The organism is Streptomyces sp. NPDC014861 (genome assembly GCF_043081625.1).
GTDB lineage: Bacteria > Actinomycetota > Actinomycetes > Streptomycetales > Streptomycetaceae > Streptomyces.
The window spans coordinates 106,613-127,005 of record NZ_JBIBWV010000004.1 but is presented as its reverse complement, the minus strand read 5'-3'; the positions used below and the strand labels follow the sequence as shown (position 1 = coordinate 127,005).

Annotated in this window: 22 protein-coding genes; 15 read left to right on the top strand and 7 right to left on the bottom strand. The window is 72.6% G+C overall.

Annotated elements, in window-relative coordinates; genetic code table 11:
* The first annotated feature begins 246 nt into the window (after positions 1–246).
* Positions 247–1,326, top strand: a complete 1,080-nt coding sequence (locus ACF1BN_RS10115; protein WP_392331127.1) for an amidohydrolase family protein — start codon at positions 247–249, stop codon at positions 1,324–1,326.
* Positions 1,327–1,352: 26 nt separating this feature from the next.
* Here the strand turns inward: ACF1BN_RS10115 and ACF1BN_RS10110 are convergent, their stop codons facing one another.
* The 3 genes from ACF1BN_RS10110 to ACF1BN_RS10100 form a co-directional block, all read right to left on the bottom strand.
* Positions 1,353–2,342, bottom strand: a complete 990-nt coding sequence (locus tag ACF1BN_RS10110; RefSeq protein WP_392331126.1) for a heme A synthase — start codon at positions 2,340–2,342, stop codon at positions 1,353–1,355.
* Positions 2,343–2,394: 52 nt separating this feature from the next.
* Positions 2,395–3,159 carry an ABC transporter permease gene (locus ACF1BN_RS10105; protein WP_392331125.1) on the bottom strand — a complete coding sequence of 255 codons (765 nt, stop codon included), beginning with the start codon at positions 3,157–3,159 and terminating at the stop codon, positions 2,395–2,397.
* Between the two features lie 112 nt (positions 3,160–3,271).
* Positions 3,272–4,216 (bottom strand): ABC transporter ATP-binding protein, encoded by a 945-nt coding sequence (locus tag ACF1BN_RS10100; protein WP_392331124.1) that lies wholly within the window; start codon positions 4,214–4,216, stop codon positions 3,272–3,274.
* A gap of 170 nt (positions 4,217–4,386) precedes the next feature.
* Between ACF1BN_RS10100 and ACF1BN_RS10095 the strand changes: the two genes are divergently transcribed.
* The 8 genes from ACF1BN_RS10095 (at position 4,387) to ACF1BN_RS10060 (ending at position 10,961) form a co-directional block, all read left to right on the top strand.
* Positions 4,387–5,124 (top strand): helix-turn-helix transcriptional regulator, encoded by a 738-nt coding sequence (locus ACF1BN_RS10095; RefSeq protein WP_392331123.1) that lies wholly within the window; start codon positions 4,387–4,389, stop codon positions 5,122–5,124.
* The gene (gene sufB, locus ACF1BN_RS10090; protein ID WP_189850670.1) at positions 5,121–6,536 is read left to right on the top strand and encodes a Fe-S cluster assembly protein SufB; all 1,416 of its coding nucleotides are present in this window, start codon (positions 5,121–5,123) and stop codon (positions 6,534–6,536) included. The genes ACF1BN_RS10095 and sufB overlap by 4 nt, the downstream gene beginning before the upstream one ends.
* Before the next feature lie 68 nt (positions 6,537–6,604).
* Positions 6,605–7,786, top strand: coding sequence for a Fe-S cluster assembly protein SufD (gene sufD / locus ACF1BN_RS10085; protein ID WP_360312841.1), 1,182 nt, complete (start codon positions 6,605–6,607; stop codon positions 7,784–7,786).
* Positions 7,786–8,103 (top strand): bifunctional 3-phenylpropionate/cinnamic acid dioxygenase ferredoxin subunit, encoded by a 318-nt coding sequence (locus ACF1BN_RS10080; RefSeq protein ID WP_030322524.1) that lies wholly within the window; start codon positions 7,786–7,788, stop codon positions 8,101–8,103. Before sufD ends, ACF1BN_RS10080 begins: the two co-directional genes overlap by 1 nt.
* Positions 8,104–8,110: 7 nt before the next feature.
* Positions 8,111–8,875, top strand: coding sequence for a Fe-S cluster assembly ATPase SufC (sufC, locus tag ACF1BN_RS10075; RefSeq protein ID WP_030492832.1), 765 nt, complete (start codon positions 8,111–8,113; stop codon positions 8,873–8,875).
* Complete coding sequence (locus tag ACF1BN_RS10070; protein ID WP_043219406.1) at positions 8,872–10,140, top strand: cysteine desulfurase; 1,269 nt, start codon at positions 8,872–8,874, stop codon at positions 10,138–10,140. Before sufC ends, ACF1BN_RS10070 begins: the two co-directional genes overlap by 4 nt.
* Before the next feature lie 12 nt (positions 10,141–10,152).
* Positions 10,153–10,626 (top strand): Fe-S cluster assembly sulfur transfer protein SufU, encoded by a 474-nt coding sequence (sufU, locus tag ACF1BN_RS10065; protein WP_376595994.1) that lies wholly within the window; start codon positions 10,153–10,155, stop codon positions 10,624–10,626.
* Positions 10,623–10,961, top strand: a complete 339-nt coding sequence (locus tag ACF1BN_RS10060; RefSeq protein ID WP_376595993.1) for a metal-sulfur cluster assembly factor — start codon at positions 10,623–10,625, stop codon at positions 10,959–10,961. Before sufU ends, ACF1BN_RS10060 begins: the two co-directional genes overlap by 4 nt.
* Positions 10,962–11,019: 58 nt before the next feature.
* On the opposite strand, the gene ACF1BN_RS10055 is transcribed toward ACF1BN_RS10060, so the two are convergent.
* Complete coding sequence (locus ACF1BN_RS10055; protein ID WP_392331122.1) at positions 11,020–12,078, bottom strand: oxidoreductase; 1,059 nt, start codon at positions 12,076–12,078, stop codon at positions 11,020–11,022.
* Positions 12,079–12,140: 62 nt separating this feature from the next.
* On the opposite strand from ACF1BN_RS10055, the gene ACF1BN_RS10050 reads away from it, so the two are divergent.
* From ACF1BN_RS10050 to ACF1BN_RS10035, 4 genes are all read left to right on the top strand, one after another.
* Positions 12,141–12,461, top strand: coding sequence for a DMT family transporter (locus ACF1BN_RS10050; protein WP_392331121.1), 321 nt, complete (start codon positions 12,141–12,143; stop codon positions 12,459–12,461).
* Positions 12,461–13,057 carry a TetR/AcrR family transcriptional regulator gene (locus tag ACF1BN_RS10045; protein WP_392331120.1) on the top strand — a complete coding sequence of 199 codons (597 nt, stop codon included), beginning with the start codon at positions 12,461–12,463 and terminating at the stop codon, positions 13,055–13,057. The genes ACF1BN_RS10050 and ACF1BN_RS10045 overlap by 1 nt, the downstream gene beginning before the upstream one ends.
* 44 nt (positions 13,058–13,101) lie before the next feature.
* A complete protein-coding gene (dapD, locus tag ACF1BN_RS10040) occupies positions 13,102–14,088 on the top strand; it encodes a 2,3,4,5-tetrahydropyridine-2,6-dicarboxylate N-succinyltransferase (protein ID WP_392331119.1) in 987 nt (328 codons plus the stop codon).
* A 331-nt stretch (positions 14,089–14,419) separates the two neighbouring features.
* Complete coding sequence (locus ACF1BN_RS10035; RefSeq protein ID WP_392331118.1) at positions 14,420–14,638, top strand: hypothetical protein; 219 nt, start codon at positions 14,420–14,422, stop codon at positions 14,636–14,638.
* Here the strand turns inward: ACF1BN_RS10035 and dapA are convergent.
* Together dapA and ACF1BN_RS10025 are read right to left on the bottom strand one after the other, a co-directional pair.
* Positions 14,630–15,511: a 4-hydroxy-tetrahydrodipicolinate synthase gene (gene dapA, locus ACF1BN_RS10030; protein WP_392331117.1), complete on the bottom strand. Its 882-nt coding sequence runs from the start codon at positions 15,509–15,511 to the stop codon at positions 14,630–14,632. The two genes, ACF1BN_RS10035 and dapA, sit on opposite strands and share 9 nt — an antisense overlap.
* 37 nt (positions 15,512–15,548) lie before the next feature.
* Complete coding sequence (locus ACF1BN_RS10025; RefSeq protein WP_392331116.1) at positions 15,549–16,040, bottom strand: GNAT family N-acetyltransferase; 492 nt, start codon at positions 16,038–16,040, stop codon at positions 15,549–15,551.
* A 93-nt stretch (positions 16,041–16,133) separates the two neighbouring features.
* On the opposite strand from ACF1BN_RS10025, the gene ACF1BN_RS10020 reads away from it, so the two are divergent.
* Positions 16,134–16,847, top strand: a complete 714-nt coding sequence (locus ACF1BN_RS10020; RefSeq protein ID WP_392331115.1) for an antibiotic biosynthesis monooxygenase — start codon at positions 16,134–16,136, stop codon at positions 16,845–16,847.
* Between the two features lie 14 nt (positions 16,848–16,861).
* Here ACF1BN_RS10020 and ACF1BN_RS10015 read toward each other — a convergent pair whose 3' ends face one another.
* Positions 16,862–18,700, bottom strand: coding sequence for an endonuclease/exonuclease/phosphatase family protein (locus ACF1BN_RS10015; RefSeq protein WP_392331114.1), 1,839 nt, complete (start codon positions 18,698–18,700; stop codon positions 16,862–16,864).
* A 240-nt stretch (positions 18,701–18,940) separates the two neighbouring features.
* Here ACF1BN_RS10015 and ACF1BN_RS10010 point away from each other — a divergent pair, with 240 nt between their 5' ends.
* The gene (locus tag ACF1BN_RS10010; RefSeq protein WP_392331113.1) at positions 18,941–20,389 is read left to right on the top strand and encodes a hypothetical protein; all 1,449 of its coding nucleotides are present in this window, start codon (positions 18,941–18,943) and stop codon (positions 20,387–20,389) included.
* Positions 20,390–20,393: the final 4 nt, after the last annotated feature.

Sequence of the window (20,393 nt, the reverse complement as noted above, 5' to 3'; positions counted from 1 at the left end):
GCGACCGGTGGCCGGGACCGGCCGCCGCCGCGCGGTGCCGCACGGCGTCCCCGGCCGCACGGCGCCGGCGGATGCGCCGCCGGCCGATGGCGCCGAGCGCGGACCCTCGGCTCTCCATAGCCGGCTTCGGTCACCGGCCCTCCGACGCCGCTCGCCGCTCGCCGTCATCGGTGGGAGGCAACAACCTCGTGCCGGGCTCACCCGTTAGGACGTGTGGAGACACGCCCACACAGGGAGCCCCCCGAGATGATCGACACGCCGCGCCTGGTGGACCAGCACTGCCACGGGGTGCTCCGGACGGAGCTGGGCCTCGGCACCTTCGAGGCCCACCTCGGCCCGGCAGCCGTCCTGCCCGCCTCCGGCACCACCTTCTTCGACACCCAGACGGGCTTCGCCGTACGCCGCTGGTGCCCGCCGCTGCTCGGCCTCGACGCGCACTGCCCGCCCGCCCGCTACCTCGCCCGCCGCCGCGAGCTCGGCGTCGCCGAGACCGGCCGCCGGCTGCTGCGGGGCGCCGGCATCGCCACCTACCTCGTGGACACCGGCCTCCCCGGCGAGCTCACCGGGCCCGCCGAGCTCGCCGACGCCGGCGGGGCCCGTGCCCATGAGATCGTCCGCCTCGAACCCCTCGCCGAGCAGGTAGCCGACACCTCGGGAACGGTCGACGCCTTCCTCGCCAACCTCACCGAGGCCGTCCAGGGCGCCGCCGTGCACTCGGTCGCCTTCTCCTCCGCCTCCGCCGCCCGCTGCGGCCTCGCGGCCGTCGCGGACCCCCCGGGCCGCGCCGAGGTCCGCCGGGCCGCCGGGCGCTGGCTCGCCGACCGGCCCGCCGGCGGGCCCCTCGACTCGCCGTCGCTGCTGCGCCACCTGCTGTGGATCGCGGTCGGCGCGGGCCGGCCGCTCCAGCTGCACACCGGGGACCGGGACCCGGGCGGCCTGGCCGGCTTCGCCGCCGCCACCGCGGGCCTCGGCGCCGACCTCGTCCTGCTGCACGGCGCTCCGCACCACCGCACGGCCGCCGGGATGGCGGGGGCCTTCCCGCACGTCTACGCCGACCTCGGCGCCGCCCTGGCGCACACCGGGGCCCGCGCGGCGGACGTCCTCGCCGAGGTCCTGGAGCTGGCCCCGTTCGGCAAGCTGCTCTACTCCAGCGGGGCCCGCGGGCTGCCCGAACTGCACGTGGTCGCCGCCAGCGCCTTCCGGACCGCCCTCGGCAGGGTCCTGGGCGCCTGGGTCATGGACGGCGCCTGGTCCCGTACGGACGCGCAGCGGGTCGCCTCGATGCTGGCCGCGGACAACGCGACGCGGGTCTACCGGCTCGGGTGAGCCGGTGGACCCGCGTCGGGGGTACGTCAGGCCTGCGCCGGCACCGGCTCGGCCTGGGCCGGGATGTCCGCCGTCGGCAGCGGACGCTCGCGCAGGCTCAGGGCCAGGCGGACGACGGCGATCCACATCAGCGAGGAGCCGAGCATGTGGACGGCCACCAGGAGCTCCGGGACGCCGGTGAAGTACTGCACGTAGCCGATGCCGCCCTGGAGCAGCAGCACGATCAGCAGCTCGCGGGCGCGGGCGCGGATGTCGTCGGGGGCGTCGACCACGCGCAGGACCAGCCACATCGCGACGGCGAGGGCGCAGACGATCCAGGCGGCGATGGCGTGCAGGTGGGCGGCGGCCGTCCAGTCCCACGGCATGCGGGGCACGTCGCTGCTGTCGCCCGCGTGCTTGCCCGCGCCGGTCACCGTGGTGCCGAGCGCGATGAGCAGACCCGAGGCGATGGTGATCGCCCACGACAGCTTCCGCACCGGCCCGGGCACGCGCGGGCGGGCGGGCGTGTCGCCCTCGCCGGTCCGGTGCCAGGTGATCAGGGCGACCGTCAGCAGCGCGTTCGCGGCCAGGAAGTGGCCGGCCACGGTCCACGGGTTGAGGCCCATCCAGACGGTGATGCCGCCGAGGACGGCGTTGCTCATCACGATCCAGAACTGAGCCCAGCCCCACCGGGTGAGGTTCCTGCGCCACGGCTTGGTCGACCGGGCGGCGATGATCGCCCAGCCGACGGCGGCGGACAGGACGTACGTCAGCATCCGGTTGCCGAACTCGATCAGGCCGCGGTAGCCCTGTTCGGGCGTCACGATGAGGCTGTCGTCCGTGCACTTGGGCCACGTGTCGCAGCCGAGACCGGAACCGGTCAGCCGGACCGCGCCGCCCGTGACGATGATGAGCACGCTCATCACGACGGCGGAGAGCGCGGCGCGCCGGAGGATCCGGGGGGACGGCGTCCAGCGCTGGGCGATGAAGGCGAGGGGGGTCTGCACGGGCCCTATCGTAGGCGGGGGCTTGTGCACGCTTTCACGAGGGGTGCCTTGTCGGGAAACGTCACCCTCTGAGGGGGCTCCGCTACTCCCAGCGGAAGAGCCGTGCCGCCGCGCCGAGCCCCAGGACCGCCCAGACGGCGAGGATCCCGGCGTCGGCCCACGGCATGCCCGCGCCGCCCTGGAGGACGTCCCTGAGGCCGTCCGAGAGGGCGGCGATCGGCAGCAGCGCCAGGACGTCGCCGGCCGCGCCGAACTTCTCCAGCGGGACGATCACCCCGCCGCCGACCAGGAGCAGGAGGAAGACCAGGTTGGCGGCGGCGAGGGTGGCCTCGGCCTTGAGGGTGCCGGCCATGAGCAGTCCGAGCCCGGAGAAGGCGGCGGTGCCGAGGACCAGCAGGAGCAGCACGGAGAGCGGGCCGCCCTGCGGCGACCAGCCCAGGCCGAGCGCGATGGCGGTCAGCAGGGCGATCTGGAGGACCTCGGTGACCAGCACGGAGAGCGTCTTCGCGGTCATCAGGGCCCAGCGGGGCAGTGGGGAGGCGCCGAGCCGCTTCAGGACGCCGTAGCGGCGCTCGAAGCCGGTGGCGATGGCCTGGCCGGTGAAGGCGGTGGACATCACGGCGAGCGCGAGGACGCCCGGGGTGAGGAAGTCGACGGCCTCGCCCGCGCCCGTGTCGACGACGTCCACCGTCGAGAAGAGCACGAGGAGGAGGGAGGGGATGATCACCGTGAGGAGGAGCTGCTCGCCGTTGCGGAGCAGCATCCGCGTCTCCAGGGCGGTCTGGGCCGCGATCATCCGCCCGACCGGGGCGGCCCCCGGCTTCGGGGAGTAGGTGCCTGCGCTCACGACCGGAGCTCCTTGCCCGTCGGTCCCAGACTGTGCTTTCCCGGGGGACACTGCGTCCGATCGCGGCTGCGCCGCGGGCCGGACCCCCGGCAGATCTCGGTCTTGCCCGCCTTCATGACCTCAGCTCCTTGCCGGTCAGTTCCAGGAATACGTCTTCGAGGGTGTGGCGCTCGACCGAGATGCGGTCGGGCATGACGCCGTGCTGGGCGCACCAGGTGGTGACCGTGGCGAGCAGCTGGGGATCGACGGTGCCGGTGATGCGGTACGAGCCCGGCAGCGGCTCGGCGGCCTCGCTGCCGTCCGGGAGCGCCTTGAGCAGGGAGCCGAGGTCGAGGCCGGGGCGGCCGGTGAAGCGGAGGGTGTTCTCGGCGCCGCCGCGGCAGAGCTGCTCGGGGCTGCCTTGGGCGGCGACCCGGCCGGCGTCGACGATGGCGACGTCGTCGGCCAGCTCCTCGGCCTCCTGCATGAAGTGGGTGGTGAGCACGGTGGTGACGCCGTCGGCGCGCAGCTCGCGGACGAGGTCCCAGGTGGCGCGGCGGGCCTGCGGGTCGAGGCCCGCGGTGGGCTCGTCGAGGAAGACGAGTTCGGGGCGGCCGACGACGGCCATGGCGAGGGCGAGCCGCTGCTGCTGGCCGCCGGAGAGCCGCCGATAGCTCGTCCGGCCGCAGGAGCCGAGGCCGAGCCGCTCGATCAGGGCGTCGACGTCGAGCGGGTGGGCGTGCAGCCGGGCCATGTGGCGGAGCATCTCGTCGGCGCGGGCGCCCGAGTAGACGCCGCCGGACTGGAGCATCACGCCGACGCGGGGGCGCAGGGCGGCGGCGTCGGCGACCGGGTCGAGGCCGAGGACGCGGACGGTGCCGGCGTCCGGCCGCCGGTAGCCCTCGCAGGTCTCGATGGTCGTGGTCTTGCCGGCTCCGTTGGGGCCGAGGACCGCGGTGACGGTGCCGGTCCGCACGTCGAGGTCGAGGCCGTCGACGGCGGTCCTGGTGCCGTACCGCTTGACCAGGCCGCGGACGCGGACGGCGGTGTCGGCGGTGCCGTCGGGCTCGTTTCGCATGCCGGGAAGTCTAGGAGAGGTGCTGGTGGGCGGGTCGGCCCGGGGGCTCGATTCATCCCACGAATGATCGTTTCCGCAGGTCAGGTAAGCCTTACCTGAGTGACGCACGCCATCACCGCCACTTCCGGTGCCGCTTGTCACTGCCTGATTAATTACGCAACAATGGCGTTGTGAAAAACCTTGGCGCGGCTCCGGTGGAGGAACTCGCGACCCGAGAGCGGTCCACACGCAACCGGGTCGCGCGGTCCATCCTGGATCACGGGCCGTCCACCGTCGCCGACCTCGCGGAGCGGGTGGGCCTCACCCAGGCGGCCGTACGCCGTCACCTCGACGCGCTCGTCGCCGAGCAGGTCGTCGAGGCCCGCGAGAAGCGCGTCTACGGCGCCCGCACCCGGGGCCGCCCCGCCAAGGTCTTCGCCCTCACCGACTGCGGCCGGGACGCCTTCGACCAGTCGTACGACTCCCTCGCCGTCGAGGCGCTCCGCTGGATCGAGCGGACCGCCGGCGGGGGGGCCGCGGGAGAGGCGGCCGTCGCCGCCTTCGCCCGGGACCGCTTCGAGTCCCAGGCCGAGTCCTACCGCGAGGCCGTCGAATCGGTCGAGCCGGAGCGACGGGCCGAGGCGCTTGCCAAGGCCCTGACGGCGGACGGGTACGCTGCCACTGCGCGCAACGCGCCGGTCGGCGAGCAGCTCTGCCAGCACCACTGCCCGGTCGCCCACGTCGCCGAGCAGTACCCCCAGCTGTGCGAGGCGGAAACGGAGATCTTCTCCCGCCTCCTGGGAACGCACGTCCAGCGCCTGGCCACCATCGCCCACGGTGACGGCGTCTGCACCACGTTCATCCCGCACAGCGCTCCACAGACCAACGAATCAGCATCTGCCAGCACGGCCGGGAGGAACCCCGCATGACCACCGAGATCAGCCACCCCGAGCTCGAGGGCCTGGGTCGGTACGAGTACGGCTGGGCCGACTCGGACGCGGCCGGCGCCACTGCCAAGCGCGGTCTGGGCGAGGAAGTCGTCCGCGACATCTCCTCGAAGAAGAACGAGCCCGAGTGGATGCTGAAGCTGCGTCTCAAGGGTCTGCGCCTCTTCGACAAGAAGCCCATGCCGACCTGGGGCTCCGACCTCGGCGGCATCGACTTCGACAACATCAAGTACTTCGTGCGGTCCACCGAGAAGCAGGCTGCCTCCTGGGAGGAGCTGCCGGAGGACATCAAGAACACGTACGACAAGCTCGGCATCCCGGAGGCGGAGAAGCAGCGCCTCGTCGCCGGTGTCGCGGCCCAGTACGAGTCCGAGGTCGTCTACCACCAGATCCGCGAGGACCTGGAGGAGCAGGGCGTCATCTTCGTCGACACCGACACCGCGCTGAAGGAGCACGAGGAGCTCTTCAAGGAGTACTTCGGCACCGTCATCCCGGTCGGCGACAACAAGTTCGCCTCGCTGAACACGGCCGTGTGGTCCGGCGGATCGTTCATCTACGTGCCGAAGGGCGTGCACGTCGAGATCCCGCTCCAGGCCTACTTCCGCATCAACACGGAGAACATGGGCCAGTTCGAGCGGACGCTGATCATCGTCGACGAGGACGCCTACGTCCACTACGTCGAGGGCTGCACCGCCCCGATCTACTCCTCCGACTCGCTGCACTCCGCGGTCGTCGAGATCATCGTGAAGAAGGGCGGCCGCTGCCGCTACACGACCATCCAGAACTGGTCGAACAACGTCTACAACCTGGTGACCAAGCGCGCCGTCGCCTACGAGGGCGCCACCATGGAGTGGGTCGACGGCAACATCGGCTCCAAGGTCACCATGAAGTACCCGGCCGTCTACCTGATGGGCGAGCACGCCAAGGGCGAGACCCTGTCCATCGCCTTCGCGGGCGAGGGCCAGCACCAGGACGCCGGCGCCAAGATGGTCCACATGGCCCCGAACACCTCGTCGTCCATCGTCTCCAAGTCGGTGGCGCGCGGCGGCGGCCGCACCTCCTACCGCGGCCTCATCGAGATCGGCGAGGGCGCCCCCGGCGCCAAGTCCAACGTCCTCTGCGACGCGCTGCTCGTCGACACGATCTCCCGCTCCGACACGTACCCCTACGTGGACGTGCGCGAGGACGACGTGACCATGGGCCACGAGGCCACCGTCTCCAAGGTCTCCGAGGACCAGCTCTTCTACCTGATGCAGCGCGGTCTCACCGAGCAGGAGGCCATGGCGATGATCGTGCGCGGCTTCGTCGAGCCGATCGCCAAGGAGCTGCCCATGGAGTACGCGCTGGAGCTGAACCGGCTGATCGAGCTGCAGATGGAAGGCGCGGTCGGCTAGTACCGCCACCGCCCCGCCCGTACCGCAGCGACTGATTCTTTACGCAGGAAGAGAGCAACACGACAGCCATGGCTGAGGCTCAGAACATCCCCGCGGGCTCCACCACCGCGGGCTCGATCGCGGTGGCCGCCGAGTCCACCGTCGCCACCCGCATGAGCGCCCCGCCGTCCTTCGACGTCGCGGACTTCCCGATCCCGCACGGCCGCGAGGAGGAGTGGCGCTTCACCCCGCTCGCCCGCCTCCGCGGTCTGCACGACGGCACCGCCGTCGCCACCGGCGAGGGCGTCCGGGTCGAGATCGAGGCCCCCGAGGGCGTCACCGTGGAGACCGTCGGCCGCGACGACGAGCGCCTCGGCAAGGCCGGCAAGCCCGTCGACCGCGTCGCCGCCCAGGCGTACTCCTCCTTCGAGAAGGCCTCGGTCGTGACCGTCGCCAAGGAGGCCGTCCTCGCCGAGCCGATCCGGATCGCCGTGCACGGCCAGGGCGGCACCGCCTTCGGCCACCAGGTGATCGAGCTCGGAGCCTTCGCCGAGGCCGTCGTCGTCATCGACCACACCGGTGACGCGGTGCTCGCCGCCAACGTCGACTTCGTGCTCGGCGACGGCGCCAAGCTCACCGTCGTCTCCGTGCAGGACTGGGAGAAGGACGCCGTCCACGTCGCGCAGCACAACGCGCTGCTCGGCCGGGACGCCTCCTTCAAGTCGGTCGTCGTCACCTTCGGCGGTGACGTCGTCCGCCTCCACCCGCGCGTCAGCTACGCCGCCCCCGGCGGCACGGCCGAGCTCTTCGGCCTGTACTTCACCGACGCCGGCCAGCACCAGGAGCACCGCCTCCTGGTCGACCACAACACCCCGCACTGCACCTCGAACGTCGCCTACAAGGGCGCGCTCCAGGGCCAGGACGCGCACGCGGTCTGGATCGGCGACGTCCTCATCCAGGCCGCCGCCGAGGGCACCGACACCTACGAGCTCAACCGGAACCTCGTCCTCACCGACGGCGCCCGGGTCGACTCCGTGCCGAACCTGGAGATCGAGACCGGCGAGATCGCCGGCGCCGGCCACGCCTCCGCCACCGGCCGCTTCGACGACGAGCAGCTCTTCTACCTGATGGCCCGCGGCATCCCGGAGACCGAGGCCCGCCGCCTCGTCGTCCGCGGCTTCTTCGCCGAGCTGGTCCAGCAGATCGGTCTCCCGGACGTCGAGGAGCGCCTGATCGCCAAGGTCGAGGCCGAGCTGGAGGCCTCCGTCTGATGGCCTTCGTCCGAGTCTGCGCACTGAGCGAGCTGGAGGCCGACACCCCGAAGCGGGTCGAGGTCGACGGCACGCCGGTGTCGGTCGTCCACACCGAGGGCGAGGTGTTCGCGATCAACGACATCTGCTCGCACGCGAACGTCTCCCTCTCGGAGGGCGAGGTCGAGGACTGCGCCATCGAGTGCTGGCTGCACGGTTCCAGCTTCGACCTCCGCACCGGCAAGCCGTCCGGCCTTCCCGCGACGCGCCCCGTCCCCGTGTACCCCGTAAAGATCGAAGGGGACGATGTGCTCGTCTCCGTCACCCAGGAGTCCTGAGTCACCCATGGCAACGCTCGAAATCCACGACCTGCACGTCTCCGTCGAGGCGGAGAACGGCCCCCGCGAGATCCTCAAGGGCGTCGACCTGACCATCAAGCAGGGTGAGACCCACGCGGTCATGGGCCCCAACGGCTCCGGCAAGTCGACCCTGGCGTACTCCCTGGCGGGCCACCCCAAGTACACGATCACCGGCGGCACCGTCACCCTCGACGGTGAGGACGTCCTGGAGATGTCCGTCGACGAGCGCGCCCGCGCCGGCGTCTTCCTCGCCATGCAGTACCCGGTCGAGGTCCCCGGCGTCTCGGTCTCCAACTTCCTGCGCACCTCCGCCACCGCCATCCGCGGCGAGGCCCCCAAGCTCCGCACCTGGGTCAAGGAGGTCAAGGAGGCCATGGAGAAGCTCTCCATGGACCCGGCCTTCGCCGAGCGCAACGTGAACGAGGGCTTCTCCGGCGGCGAGAAGAAGCGCCACGAGATCCTCCAGCTCGAACTGCTCAAGCCGAAGATCGCGATCCTCGACGAGACCGACTCCGGCCTCGACGTCGACGCCCTGCGCATCGTCTCCGAGGGCGTCAACCGCGTCCGCGAGACGGGCGAGGTCGGCACCCTGCTCATCACCCACTACACGCGCATCCTGCGCTACATCAAGCCCGACTTCGTGCACGTGTTCGCGAACGGCCGCATCGTCGAGTCCGGCGGTGCCGAGCTCGCCGACCAGCTGGAGAACGAGGGCTACGACAAGTACGTGAAGGGTGGCGCATCCGCGTGACTTCCGCCCATCAGGGGCTGACCGGCCTCCTCGACACCGAGGCGATCCGCAAGGACTTCCCGCTCCTGGATCGCACGGTCCACGACGGCAAGAAGATCGTGTACCTGGACTCCGCGGCCACCTCGCAGAAGCCGCGGCAGGTCCTCGACGCGCTCAACGCCTACTACGAGCGGCACAACGCCAACGTCCACCGCGGCGTCTACACGGTCGCCGAGGAGGCCACCGCGCTGTACGAGGGCGCCCGCGACAAGGTCGCCGCCTTCATCAACGCGCCGAGCCGCAACGAGGTGATCTTCACCAAGAACGCCTCCGAGTCGCTCAACCTCGTGGCCAACATGCTGGGCTGGGCCGAGGACCCCTACCGGGTGGACCACGAGACCGAGATCGCCATCACGGAGATGGAGCACCACTCCAACATCGTCCCGTGGCAGCTGCTCTCGCAGCGCACCGGCGCGAAGCTGAAGTGGTTCGGCCTCACCGACGACGGCCGCCTCGACCTGTCGAACATCGAAGAGGTCATCACGGAGAAGACGAAGATCGTCTCCTTCACGCTGGTCTCGAACCTGCTCGGCACCCAGAACCCGGTCGAGACCATCGTCCGGCGCGCACAGGAGGTCGGTGCGCTCGTCTGCATCGACGCCTCGCAGGCGGCCCCGCACCAGGTCCTGGACGTGCAGGCGCTCCAGGCCGACTTCGTGGCCTTCACCGGCCACAAGATGTGCGGCCCGACCGGCATCGGCGTGCTGTGGGGACGGCAGGAGCTCCTGGAGGACCTGCCGCCCTTCCTCGGCGGCGGCGAGATGATCGAGACCGTCTCGATGCACTCCTCCACCTACGCGCCGGCCCCGCACAAGTTCGAGGCGGGTACGCCCCCGATCGCCCAGGCCGTCGGCCTCGGCGCGGCCGTGGACTACCTGTCGGCGATCGGCATGGAGAACATCGCGCGCCACGAGCACGCGATCACCGAGTACGCCGTCCGCCGCCTCCAGGAGGTGCCGGACCTGCGGATCATCGGCCCCACCACGGCCGAGGACCGCGGCGCGGCGATCTCCTTCACGCTCGGCGACATCCACCCGCACGACGTGGGCCAGGTCCTCGACGAGCAGGGCATCGCGGTCCGGGTCGGCCACCACTGCGCGCGGCCGGTCTGCCTGCGGTACGGAATTCCTGCGACCACGCGGGCGTCGTTCTACCTGTACTCCACTCCGGCCGAGGTCGACGCCCTGGTCGAGGGTCTGGAGCACGTCCGTAACTTCTTCGGATAGGGCGGCTGAGCTGTGAAGCTGGATTCGATGTACCAGGACGTCATCCTGGACCACTACAAGCACCCGCACGGGCGGGGCTTGCGGGACGGCGACGCCGAGGTGCACCACGTCAACCCGACGTGCGGCGACGAGATCACGCTCCGCGTGAAGTACGACGGCGAGCGGATCGAGGACGTGTCGTACGAGGGTCAGGGCTGCTCCATCAGCCAGGCCTCGGCCTCCGTCCTCAACGAGCTGCTCGTCGGCAAGGAACTGGCCGAGGCGCAGAAGATCCAGGGCACCTTCCTGGAGCTGATGCAGTCCAAGGGCCAGATCGAGCCGGACGACGCCATGGAGGAGATCCTGGAGGACGCCGTCGCGTTCGCCGGCGTCTCCAAGTACCCCGCCCGGGTGAAGTGCGCGCTGCTCAGCTGGATGGCGTGGAAGGACGCGACCGCCCAGGCCCTGGGCGGAGACGACCAGAAGTCTGTGAGGAAGTCGGCATGACCGAGAACATCGAGGCCACGATGAAGCCGGCCTCCGAGGAAGAAGTCCGCGAGGCGCTGTACGACGTCGTCGACCCCGAGCTGGGCATCGACGTCGTCAACCTGGGCCTGATCTACGGGATCCACATCGACGACGCGAACATCGCGACGCTCGACATGACGCTGACCTCGGCGGCCTGTCCGCTGACCGACGTCATCGAGGACCAGGCCCGCGCGGCCACCGACGGCATCGTCAACGAGCTGCGGATCAACTGGGTCTGGATGCCCCCGTGGGGTCCGGACAAGATCACCGACGACGGCCGCGAGCAGCTCCGCGCGCTCGGCTTCAACGTCTGATCGACGACGGTACGAGAGGAGGCCCCCGGCATCGCGCCGGGGGCCTCCTCTCGTCCGGTCAGGCGGTGGGCCCGGCCGCCCGGGCCAGGGCCGGGGCCAGGTTCTCCCGGCGGATGCGCTGGTCCACGTAGAGGAGGCCGGACGTCAGCGGCTGGAGGGGCCCGAGGACGGCCTGGGCCAGCAGCTGGAGCAGGACCGAGGCGAGCGCGGTCGTGCCGGCGGCCGCGAAGACGGTGCCGGGGGTGGCGTGCTGGGCGAGCGGCACGGCGAGGAAGGATCCCTGGGTGAGGAGGGAGGCCGACATCTGCACCAGGCACGTGACGCCGCCGACGATGACCAGCATCACCAGCGTGTAGCCGAAGATCCGCCACCAGGAGCCGCGGACCAGCTGTGCCGAACGGCGCAGGGCGGTCAGGGCGCCGGCCGACTCGACGACGGCGGCCGTCGGGGCGAGGCTGAACCGCACCCAGATCCAGAGGGCGAGCGGCGTCGTGGCGCAGCCGAGGAGGAGGGCGAGCAGGCCGGTGACCGCCCATCCGGCGCCGCCGTCGTCGCCGAGGCTCGCGAGCATGGCGCCCACCAGGAGGAAGAGGCCGACCAGGAGGAGCAGCCCGGGCACGAGGCCGGCCAGCGCGGGCACGGCGACCGAACCGAGCACCGGTCCCAGCCGGGACCACGCCCCGCGCCACACCGTGCCGAAGCCGGCCCGGCGTCCGAGCACCGCCTCCCGCACGACGACCGCGACGGCCGCGTGCACCAGCCCCATCGCCAGCAGCAGCCCCAGCGAGAGGACCAGCCAGAGGGCGCCGAGGCCGAGGGAGAGCGGCGTCAGGTCCGAGAGGCCGGGGTCCGCGGAGGCGGGCGTCTCCCCCATGGCGGCCCACGAGTCGGAGAGGGCGGCCCAGGCGGCCGTGCCGAGACCGGCGACCAGCGCGGCGGCGGCCGCGTAGGCGGCCAGGGTGATGCCGAGCAGTTCCTTCCAGTGGCGGCGGTAGGCGCCGAAGGCGCCCGACAGGACGTGGTTCAGGTCGAGCGGTGCCAGGGGTATCACGCCGGGCTTCGGGGGCGGCGGGGCGAACGGGTGGCCGTACCCGTGGGGCCCGGGGGCATAGGTCATGCGCACACCGTAGCGGGCAGTGTTATGTACACCCGTACGCAAGCATGTGTACTCTCGTACACATGGGTTACGGACTGCTCGCCGGGGCCATCGCGGCCGAGATCATCGCCACCACCTCCATGAAGTACAGCGAGGGCTTCAGCCGCCTCTGGCCCTCGATCCTCACCGCCACCGGGTACGTCATCGCCTTCGCGCTGCTCGCCCAGGCCCTCAAGACACTCCAGGTCGGCACCGCCTACGCGATCTGGTCGGGCGTCGGCACGGCCGCCGTCGCCGGCATCGGGATCCTCTTCCTCGGCGAGACCCTGAGCCTCGCCAAGATCGCCGGGATCGTCCTCATCGTCGCCGGGGTCGCCGTGCTCAACCTGGGCGGGGCGCACTGATGGCCCGCGCCCGCCGCTACGACCCCGAGCGCCGGGAGAGGATCGTGGACGCCGCCCTCCGGGTGGTCCGGCGGGACGGGATCGGGGGGCTGAGCCACCGGTCGGTCGCCGCCGAGGCCGACGTGCCGCTCGGCTCCACCACGTACCACTTCGCCTCCCTCGACGAACTCCTCGTCGCCGCCCTGCGGAAGCTCAACACGAGCTGGGCCGGCGAACTGCGCGGAGCGACGCTGCGGGCGGGGGAGGAGCTGCCCGCCGGGATCGCCCGGCTGCTCGGCGGGTGGCTCGGAGCCGACCGCGGCCAGGTGGAGCTGGAGTACGAGATCTACCTCGCCGCGCTGCGCCGCCCCGCGCTCCGCCCCGTCGCGGCCGAATGGGCCGAGGAGGTCGTCACCGCCCTCGCCCCGCACACCGGACCGGCCACCGCCCGCGCCCTGAGCGCCCTCATCGACGGCATCGGCCTCCAGACGCTGCTCACCGACTCGCCGTACGACGAGGCGTACACACGCGAGATGATCACCCGGATCCTGAACGAAGGCCCGAAGGAGCCGGTCCGGGACTCGTCGGAAGCTCCGGACCACCCGACCGGCACCTGAGACCGGTTGGCCCGCGCGGGGGCCCGAACGTTAGGTTTTCCGTCATGACCACCACTGCTCCTCGCACCACCGGCGCCGTCGCCGCCGGCCTCGCCACCATCGCCGGTGACGGCACCGTCCTCGACACCTGGTTCCCCGCCCCCGAGCTCACCGACGAGCCCGGCCCGGCCGGCACCGCGCGGCTCTCCCCGGACGAGGCGGTGAACGCCCTCGGCGAGGGCGCCGCCAAGGCCCTCGGCGTGGACGCCCGCCGCGGCGTCGAGGTGGTCGCCGTCCGCACCGTCATCGCCTCGCTCGACGAGAAGCCGCTCGACGCCCACGACGCCTACCTCCGCCTCCACCTGCTGAGCCACCGCCTGGTGAAGCCGCACGGCCAGAGCCTGGACGGCGTCTTCGGCCTGCTCGCCAACGTCGCCTGGACCTCGCTCGGCCCCGTCGCCGTCGACGACATCGAGAAGGTGCGGCTCAACGCCCGCGCCGAGGGCCTGCACCTCCAGGTGACCTCGATCGACAAGTTCCCCCGCATGACCGACTACGTCGTGCCCGCCGGTGTCCGCATCGCCGACGCCGACCGGGTCCGCCTCGGCGCCCACCTCGCCGCCGGCACCACCGTCATGCACGAGGGCTTCGTCAACTTCAACGCCGGCACCCTCGGCACCTCCATGGTCGAGGGCCGCATCTCCGCCGGCGTGGTCGTCGGCGACGGCTCCGACATCGGCGGCGGCGCCTCCACCATGGGCACCCTCTCCGGCGGCGGCAACGTCGTCATCGCCATCGGCGAGCGCTGCCTCGTCGGCGCCGAGGCGGGCGTCGGCATCGCGCTGGGCGACGAGTGCGTCGTCGAGGCCGGTCTCTACGTCACCGCCGGCACCCGGGTCACCATGCCCGACGGCCAGGTGGTCAAGGCGCGCGACCTCTCCGGCGCCTCGAACATCCTCTTCCGCCGCAACTCGGTCACCGGCGCCGTCGAGGCCCGCCCGAACAACGCGGTCTGGGGCGGCCTCAACGACATCCTGCACAGCCACAACTGACGGCCCGGCCGCGGGGCCCGCCCCCCCCCCCCGCCCGGGGGGGGGGCGGGCCCCCCCCCCGGCCCCCCCCCCCCGGGGCCCCCCCCCCCCCGGGGGGCGGGGGGGGGGGCCCCCCCCCCGCCCCCCCCCCCGGGCCCCCCCCCGCCCCCCCCCCGCCCCCCCCCCCGGGGGGGGGGGGGGCCCCGGCCGCTCCCCGTGTCCACCCGCCGAGGGCGCCGTCCCGCGTCCTTCGTGCGGTCTCATCCGCCCGCTCCCGGCAACCCTTCCGGTCACGGAGCGTTGTCACTACGGAGCGAGGTGCTCCGACCGGAGACGAGGCGAGGAGCTGGACATGAGGACGAAGCCGATGGTCGCGGGGGTGCTCACCGCGGCGGCGGTGCTGCTGTCGGCGGGGGCCGCCCGGGCGGACGAGACGCACACGCACAACGGGCCGACCGTGACCAACGGTCCCAGCCTCAGCCTGCACACCGGACAGATCGACGACCCGCTGGAGGACGTGCTGGAGCACGCGGCGATCCTCGGGCGGACCTCCACCGTCGACTCAGGCTGAGACCAGCTCCCGAAGGAGCGCGCGCAGCTCGTCGGCCGTCTCCCGGCCGGCGGGTTGCAGCGGTTCCCTGACCGTGCCGCCGAGCAGCGCCTTCACGGTGACCGTGCCCGGCAGGCCCGCGGCCATCATCCGCTCGACGAGGGGGAGCGTGCGGGCGTGCAGCCGGGCCGCCAGGGCGGTGTCGCCCGCGTCGTACGCGTCGAGGGGGGCGGCCATCTGGCGCGGGGCCACGTTGGCGACCGTGCTCACACAGCCGGCGCCGCCGACCGCGTACAGCGGCAGGTTCAGCTCCTCGCAGCCGGAGTAGAGGGCGAGCGGGGTCTCGGCGATCAGCCGGGCCGCGGCGAGCAGGTCGTACGAGCAGTCCTTGACGGCCGTGATCCGCGGGTGCTCGGCGAGCCGGCGCATGGTGCCGGGCTCGACGCGGGTGCCGGTGCGGCCGGGGATGTCGTAGACCATCACCGGGAGCCCGGTGCCGTCCGCGACCTTCAGGAAGTGGGCCGCGACCGCGTCCTGCGGCGGGCGGCTGTAGTACGGGGTGACGACGAGCAGTCCGTCGGCCCCGGCCGCCTCCGCCTGCCGGGCCAGCTCCACGGTGTGCCGGGTGTCGGCCGTGCCGACGCCGGCGACCAGGGCCGGTGCCGGGCCGACCGCCTCCCGGACCGCCCGGACCAGCGCCGTCTTCTCGGCGTCCGACGTGGTCGGGGACTCTCCGGTGGTGCCGTTGAGGACCAGTCCGTCGCAGCCCTCGCCGACCAGCCGGGCGGCCAGCTTCCCGGCCGCGTCGAGGTCGAGGGCGCCGGAGTCGGTGAAGGGGGTGACCATCGCGCAGAGGCTGCGGCCGAACGGGCGGGGCGTTCCTGGAGTGCTCATGGGGGAAGTCTGGGCGGACGTCATCGTTCAGGTCCACTTAGATCTGCTTGGGCGGAACGTTCAGATCGGGTGAAAGGACCTCGGGTCGGAGGGCGAGCTTGAACCCCTCGTGGCTGCGGGCGTACCCCAGCGAGGCGTAGAAGCGGTGGGCGTCGCCGCGTCCCTTGCCGCTGGTCAGCTGGACGAGGGCGCAGCCGCGCGCCCGGGCGCGGTCCGCGGCCAGTCCCATCAGCAGACGGCCCAGGCCGCCGCCCCGCCGGTCGGCCCGGATCCGGACCGCCTCGATCAGGGCCCGCTCGGCGCCGCCCCTGCCGAGACCCGGGATGTAGGTGGCCTGGAGGCAGCCGAGGACGAGGCCGTCGTCCACCAGGACCAGCATCTCGTTGCGCGGGTCGGCCTCGATGGCGGCGAAGGCCCGTTCGTACGCCTCGGTGACGGGGACCGAGGCGGGGTCCACCACCCGGTCCTCGTCGGCGAGCAGGGCGAGGACGGCGGGGAGTTCGGCGCGGACGGCGGGGCGAAGGATCATGGCGCGCAGTCTTCCACGGCGGACCCCCTTGACCTCGACCAAGGTTGAGGGTGGAGGGTCGAACCGTCCGCACCGAGCAGGAGGAGACACCCCATGAACGCCGTCGCACACCCCGACGCCCGCCCCGACCTGCACCGCCCAGGGGTCGGCGCGGTCCTCGTCAGCACCTGGCGGGTCGGCACCCCCGAGCGCCAGCGCGCGGCCGTCGAGGCCATCCGGAAGGCGTGGGAGAGCCGCGCGTGGCCGGACCTCGGTCTGCTCTCGTACAGCGTCCTCGCCGGGACCGACGGGGACACGCTGCTGCACTACTCGCAGTGGACCGGGCAGGAGGCGTACGAGGACTTCGTCCGCACCTACCGCGACGACCGGAACGCCGAGATCGACGCCGCCGTGCCCGGCATCGAGCGGGTGGAGCTCCGCCGCTACGGGCCGATCCACCGCTCCACGCCCCAAAGCGCCCTGGACGCGGAGCGGCGGCCCGGGGTCGTCGTCATCGTCGAGGCGGACTTCGACCCCTCCGACGCGGGGCGCCGGGAGGAGTGGGTGGACCGCGTGTTCGACGCCCTGGACGAGGACGTGGTGACGCGGCCCGCGCCGGGCGGTGTCAGCGGCCACTTCCACCTCTCCACCGACGGCGGCCGGGTCCTCGACTACGCGGAGTGGGAGAGCGCGCGGGCGCATGAGGAGTGGCCGGCGGACGACGCCCCGCTGAGCGGGGCGTGGACGCGGGTGCACCACCACCCGGCGCTCGCCGGTGGCCGGGTGCGCAGGTACGCGCCCGCGCTCAGCCTGAGCGCGGGCGCGTAGCGGGGCCTGCCGGACTACGGGCGGAAGCGCAGGACCTGCGGGTCGTGGTCGCTGTTCTGGTCCGCGAACTCGGCGTTGATGTGCACGCTGTCGTACTCGAAGCGGTGCACGCCGGGGCTGGTCAGGATCTGGTCGAGGACCTGGCTGTTGCCCTGGTAGACGTACGAGTAGCGCTCGGAGCGGGGCAGCGACTCCACGGCGGGGTGGAGCACGCCGCCGTCGGTCAGCGCCTCGGTGGTCGCCGAGAACTCGAAGTCGTTGATGTCGCCGACGACCAGGACGTCCGCCTGCTTGTCGAGGGCCGTGATCTCCTTCACGAAGCCGTTGACGGCCTGCGCCTGGAGGAGGCGCTTGGCCTCGGAGGAACGGTTCGGCGGCTGGTGGTGGGAGACGATCGACTCGTCGCCGCCCTTCGAGCCGAAGTGGTTGGCGATGACGAAGACCGTGCGGCCGCGGAAGCTGAACTCACCCGCCAGCGGCTTGCGGCTGGCCTCCCAGGCGGTGTTCGCCGGGTCGATCCGGCCGGGGGAGAGGGTGAGGGCGGCGCGGCCCTTCGAGCCGGTGACGCCGGTCGCGGTGGTCGCGTCGCCGCCCGCGCGGTCCACGAAGGAGACCCGCTCGGGGTTGAAGAGGAAGACCTGACGGATGTTGCCGCCGGGCTCGCCGCCGTCCTTGTTGTTCTCCGGGTCGATCGAGCGCCACGCGTACGCCGGGCCGCCCGCCGCCACGATCGCGTCCGTGAACTTCTTCAGCGTCTGCTCGGCCGAGACGGTGCCGTCGTTCTTGGCGCCGTTGTCGTCCTGGATCTCCTCCAGGGCCAGGACGTCCGGCGCGGCGAGGTTCTCGACGACCGCCTTCGCGAGCGCGTCGAACTTCTCCTGCGGGTCGGTCGGGTCGAGGTTCTCCACGTTGTACGTGGCCACGGCCAGCTCGTTCTTGTGCTGCTTCCGCGTGACCTCGCGCTCCAGGCCGAGGTCCACGACCTTGCCGAGGGTGCGGGCGGTCAGGGTGTAGCCGCCGAACTGGTTGAAGTCGAGCGGGCCCTCGGTCGAACCGACCAGCCAGTCACCCACGTTCGCCTTCGGGAACGGCCGCTCGGCGAGCGGGATCAGCGACTGGATCTGGAGCCGGCCGGTGTTCTGGGACTCGTACGAGCCGTAGACCGTGCCGCCGCGCCAGTTGCGGTTCTCCCACGGCTTCACCGTGACCCACAGCTCGGAGTACGGGTCGGTGGCGCCGACCACCCGGGAGGAGGAGACGCGGACGTTGGTGCCCTCCAGCGACTCGTAGTAGTCCAGGGCGTACGTGTCGGGCTCCAGCGGCAGGCCGTTGATCGAGCCGCCGTTCGCCGGGTCGCCCTCGGGGGCGTACGCGTCCGGCACCGACCAGGGCGCGATGGTGACCGGGGCGGGCAGCGCGTTGCCCTGCGAGACCACGGTGACCTTCGGGCGGGAGAGCTGGGTCAGCGACTGGTTGCCGGAGTTCACGCCGCCGGGGACGTACTCGGTGACCGTGCCGTCGACGCTGACCGCGTCGCCGACCGCCACCGTCGGGACGGAGCTCGTGAAGACGAACAGGCCCTCGCTGGTGGCCGGGTCGCCGTCGCCCCGCGGGTCCTGCATCCAGAAGCCGCGCGAGGAGCCGTAGCCGCGGACGCCGGTGACGACGCCCGTCACCCCGGTGACCTGCTTGCCGACCAGCGGAGAGACCCGGGTGGTGCCCTGGACGTCGTGGATGCGGACCGCGGCGGTGTCCTCGGCCGCGGCGCTCTGCGAGCCGGCGAGCAGTCCGGCCGCGAGCGCGGCCGCGACCACCGCGGAGACGGCGGCGGTTCTCGGTATGGAGGAAGGCATCAGGAGGCTCCGAGGGTGCTTGGAGGAACGGCAGAGAGATCTACGCGCGTCAATCTCTTGTGAGAGCGCCCCACTTGTCAAGGGTCGACGGGTGTACGAAGGCTGACGGCTCCATGAACCCGCGGACGGCCTCCCGGATGCGTCTACGCTGAGGACGCCGGCCCGCCGGCCGCCACCGGTCCGACGCCGGACCGCACCCCGTCCCCACCGATCCACGCACGCGTCGAGGAGATCCCCCACATGGCTGCGGAGCACCCCACCCTTCCCCCCGTTCGGCTGCCCTCGGACGCGGAGCTGGCTCGGGAAGCCCTGGCCGCCCCCCTCCTTTCCCACGCCGTCCGCCTCGCCCGCTGGGCCGGACCCGACACCCGGGTCGGCGCGGGCGGCGAACTCGCCGACGAGCAGCTGCCGGACGCCGCCGCGGTCCTCGGCCTCGGCGACGACGAGGACGCCGAGTACTGGGCCGGCGACGCCTGGCGGCTCGCCGTCGACACCGGCCTGGTCGACGTCGAGGACGGCGCCGACGACGACACCCCCGGCACCGCCGCCGCCGGCGAGAACCTCGCCGTCGTCACCGGCGGCGCGCCCCGGGAGGTGCTCGGCGTCTGGCTCGACGCCTTCGACGCCGTCTTCGCCGACGCCGTCGCCCCCGTCCTCGACGACCTGGAGCCGCTGCTCGACGAGGACGGCGGCCTCGACCTCGACACCCTCGACTGGGACCCCGAGGCGGAGGCCGACTTCCTGGAGGGCGTCCTCGGCAACCTCTACCTGCTGACCGTCAGCGAGGGCGGCCCCGGCGAAGGGCCCGTACCGCTGCCCGCGCTCGCCGCCTCCATGGTCGTCCCCGACGACATGGGCGAGCCCACCGACGACGTCCTGGAGCAGGTCTCCGACGCGATGATGCGGCTCGACGAGCAGTTCCGGCTCCTGGAGCCGATCGGCCTCGTCGAGTACCAGCCCGTCGACGAGGCCCTGATGGCCGAGGAGGGCGAGGAGCCCGCGCCGTCCGCCGACGACGAGGACGTCTCCCGCTACGGCATGGTCCGGCTCACCCCGCTCGGCCTCTACGGCGTCCGCACCCGCATGCTGGAGGCCGGCGTCGACGCCCCCGCCGTCGGCGACCTCGCGGAGAAGGACGCCGACGCCCTCCTCGCCGGCCTGACCGGCTACCCCGAGTCCGCCGCCCGCGCCGAGACCGAGGCCTGGCTCGCCGGCCGCGAGCCGGTGCCCGCCGCCGCCGAACTCCTCGCCGCCGCCCGCGGCTCCGACCCCGAGTCCCCGCTCCGCCGTCTCCACTGCCAGCAGGCCCTCGCCCTCGTCGGCGCCGACGCCGAACCGGTGGTCCGCGCCGTCCTCGACGACCCCGAGCTCGGCGGCCTCGCCCGCGTCTGGCTCGTCGAGCGCGGCGCCTCCGACGTGCCCGCGCCGCCGGAGTCCATGATCTTCTGGCTCGCCGTGGACACCATCGCCGCCCAGCTCGACGCCGGCGGCGACCTCGCCGAACTCCAGGAACTCGTCGAGGGTCTGACGAGCCGTTACGCCGGCTTCCTGGAGACCGCCTGGCGGGTCGAGCACCCCGCCACCGCCGACGTCCTCGACGCCATGGGCCGGCTCCACCCCGACAAGACGGCCGCCAAGGAGGCCCGCAAGGCCGCCTTCAAGGCCCGCTCCCGCGCCGGCTCCGCCTGACCCC

Bases quoted from the DNA above. Each gene is read 5' to 3' on its own strand.
- ACF1BN_RS10115 (WP_392331127.1), top strand. From the start codon at position 247: ATGATCGACACGCCGCGCCTGGTGGACCAGCACTGCCACGGGGTGCTC.
- ACF1BN_RS10100 (WP_392331124.1), bottom strand. From the start codon at position 4,216: ATGCGAAACGAGCCCGACGGCACCGCCGACACCGCCGTCCGCGTCCGC.
- sufB (WP_189850670.1), top strand. From the start codon at position 5,121: ATGACCACCGAGATCAGCCACCCCGAGCTCGAGGGCCTGGGTCGGTAC.
- sufD (WP_360312841.1), top strand. From the start codon at position 6,605: ATGGCTGAGGCTCAGAACATCCCCGCGGGCTCCACCACCGCGGGCTCG.
- ACF1BN_RS10080 (WP_030322524.1), top strand. From the start codon at position 7,786: ATGGCCTTCGTCCGAGTCTGCGCACTGAGCGAGCTGGAGGCCGACACC.
- sufC (WP_030492832.1), top strand. From the start codon at position 8,111: ATGGCAACGCTCGAAATCCACGACCTGCACGTCTCCGTCGAGGCGGAG.
- ACF1BN_RS10060 (WP_376595993.1), top strand. From the start codon at position 10,623: ATGACCGAGAACATCGAGGCCACGATGAAGCCGGCCTCCGAGGAAGAA.
- ACF1BN_RS10055 (WP_392331122.1), bottom strand. From the start codon at position 12,078: ATGACCTATGCCCCCGGGCCCCACGGGTACGGCCACCCGTTCGCCCCG.
- ACF1BN_RS10050 (WP_392331121.1), top strand. From the start codon at position 12,141: ATGGGTTACGGACTGCTCGCCGGGGCCATCGCGGCCGAGATCATCGCC.
- ACF1BN_RS10045 (WP_392331120.1), top strand. From the start codon at position 12,461: ATGGCCCGCGCCCGCCGCTACGACCCCGAGCGCCGGGAGAGGATCGTG.
- dapD (WP_392331119.1), top strand. From the start codon at position 13,102: ATGACCACCACTGCTCCTCGCACCACCGGCGCCGTCGCCGCCGGCCTC.
- ACF1BN_RS10035 (WP_392331118.1), top strand. From the start codon at position 14,420: ATGAGGACGAAGCCGATGGTCGCGGGGGTGCTCACCGCGGCGGCGGTG.
- dapA (WP_392331117.1), bottom strand. From the start codon at position 15,511: ATGAGCACTCCAGGAACGCCCCGCCCGTTCGGCCGCAGCCTCTGCGCG.
- ACF1BN_RS10025 (WP_392331116.1), bottom strand. From the start codon at position 16,040: ATGATCCTTCGCCCCGCCGTCCGCGCCGAACTCCCCGCCGTCCTCGCC.
- ACF1BN_RS10020 (WP_392331115.1), top strand. From the start codon at position 16,134: ATGAACGCCGTCGCACACCCCGACGCCCGCCCCGACCTGCACCGCCCA.
- ACF1BN_RS10015 (WP_392331114.1), bottom strand. From the start codon at position 18,700: ATGCCTTCCTCCATACCGAGAACCGCCGCCGTCTCCGCGGTGGTCGCG.
- ACF1BN_RS10010 (WP_392331113.1), top strand. From the start codon at position 18,941: ATGGCTGCGGAGCACCCCACCCTTCCCCCCGTTCGGCTGCCCTCGGAC.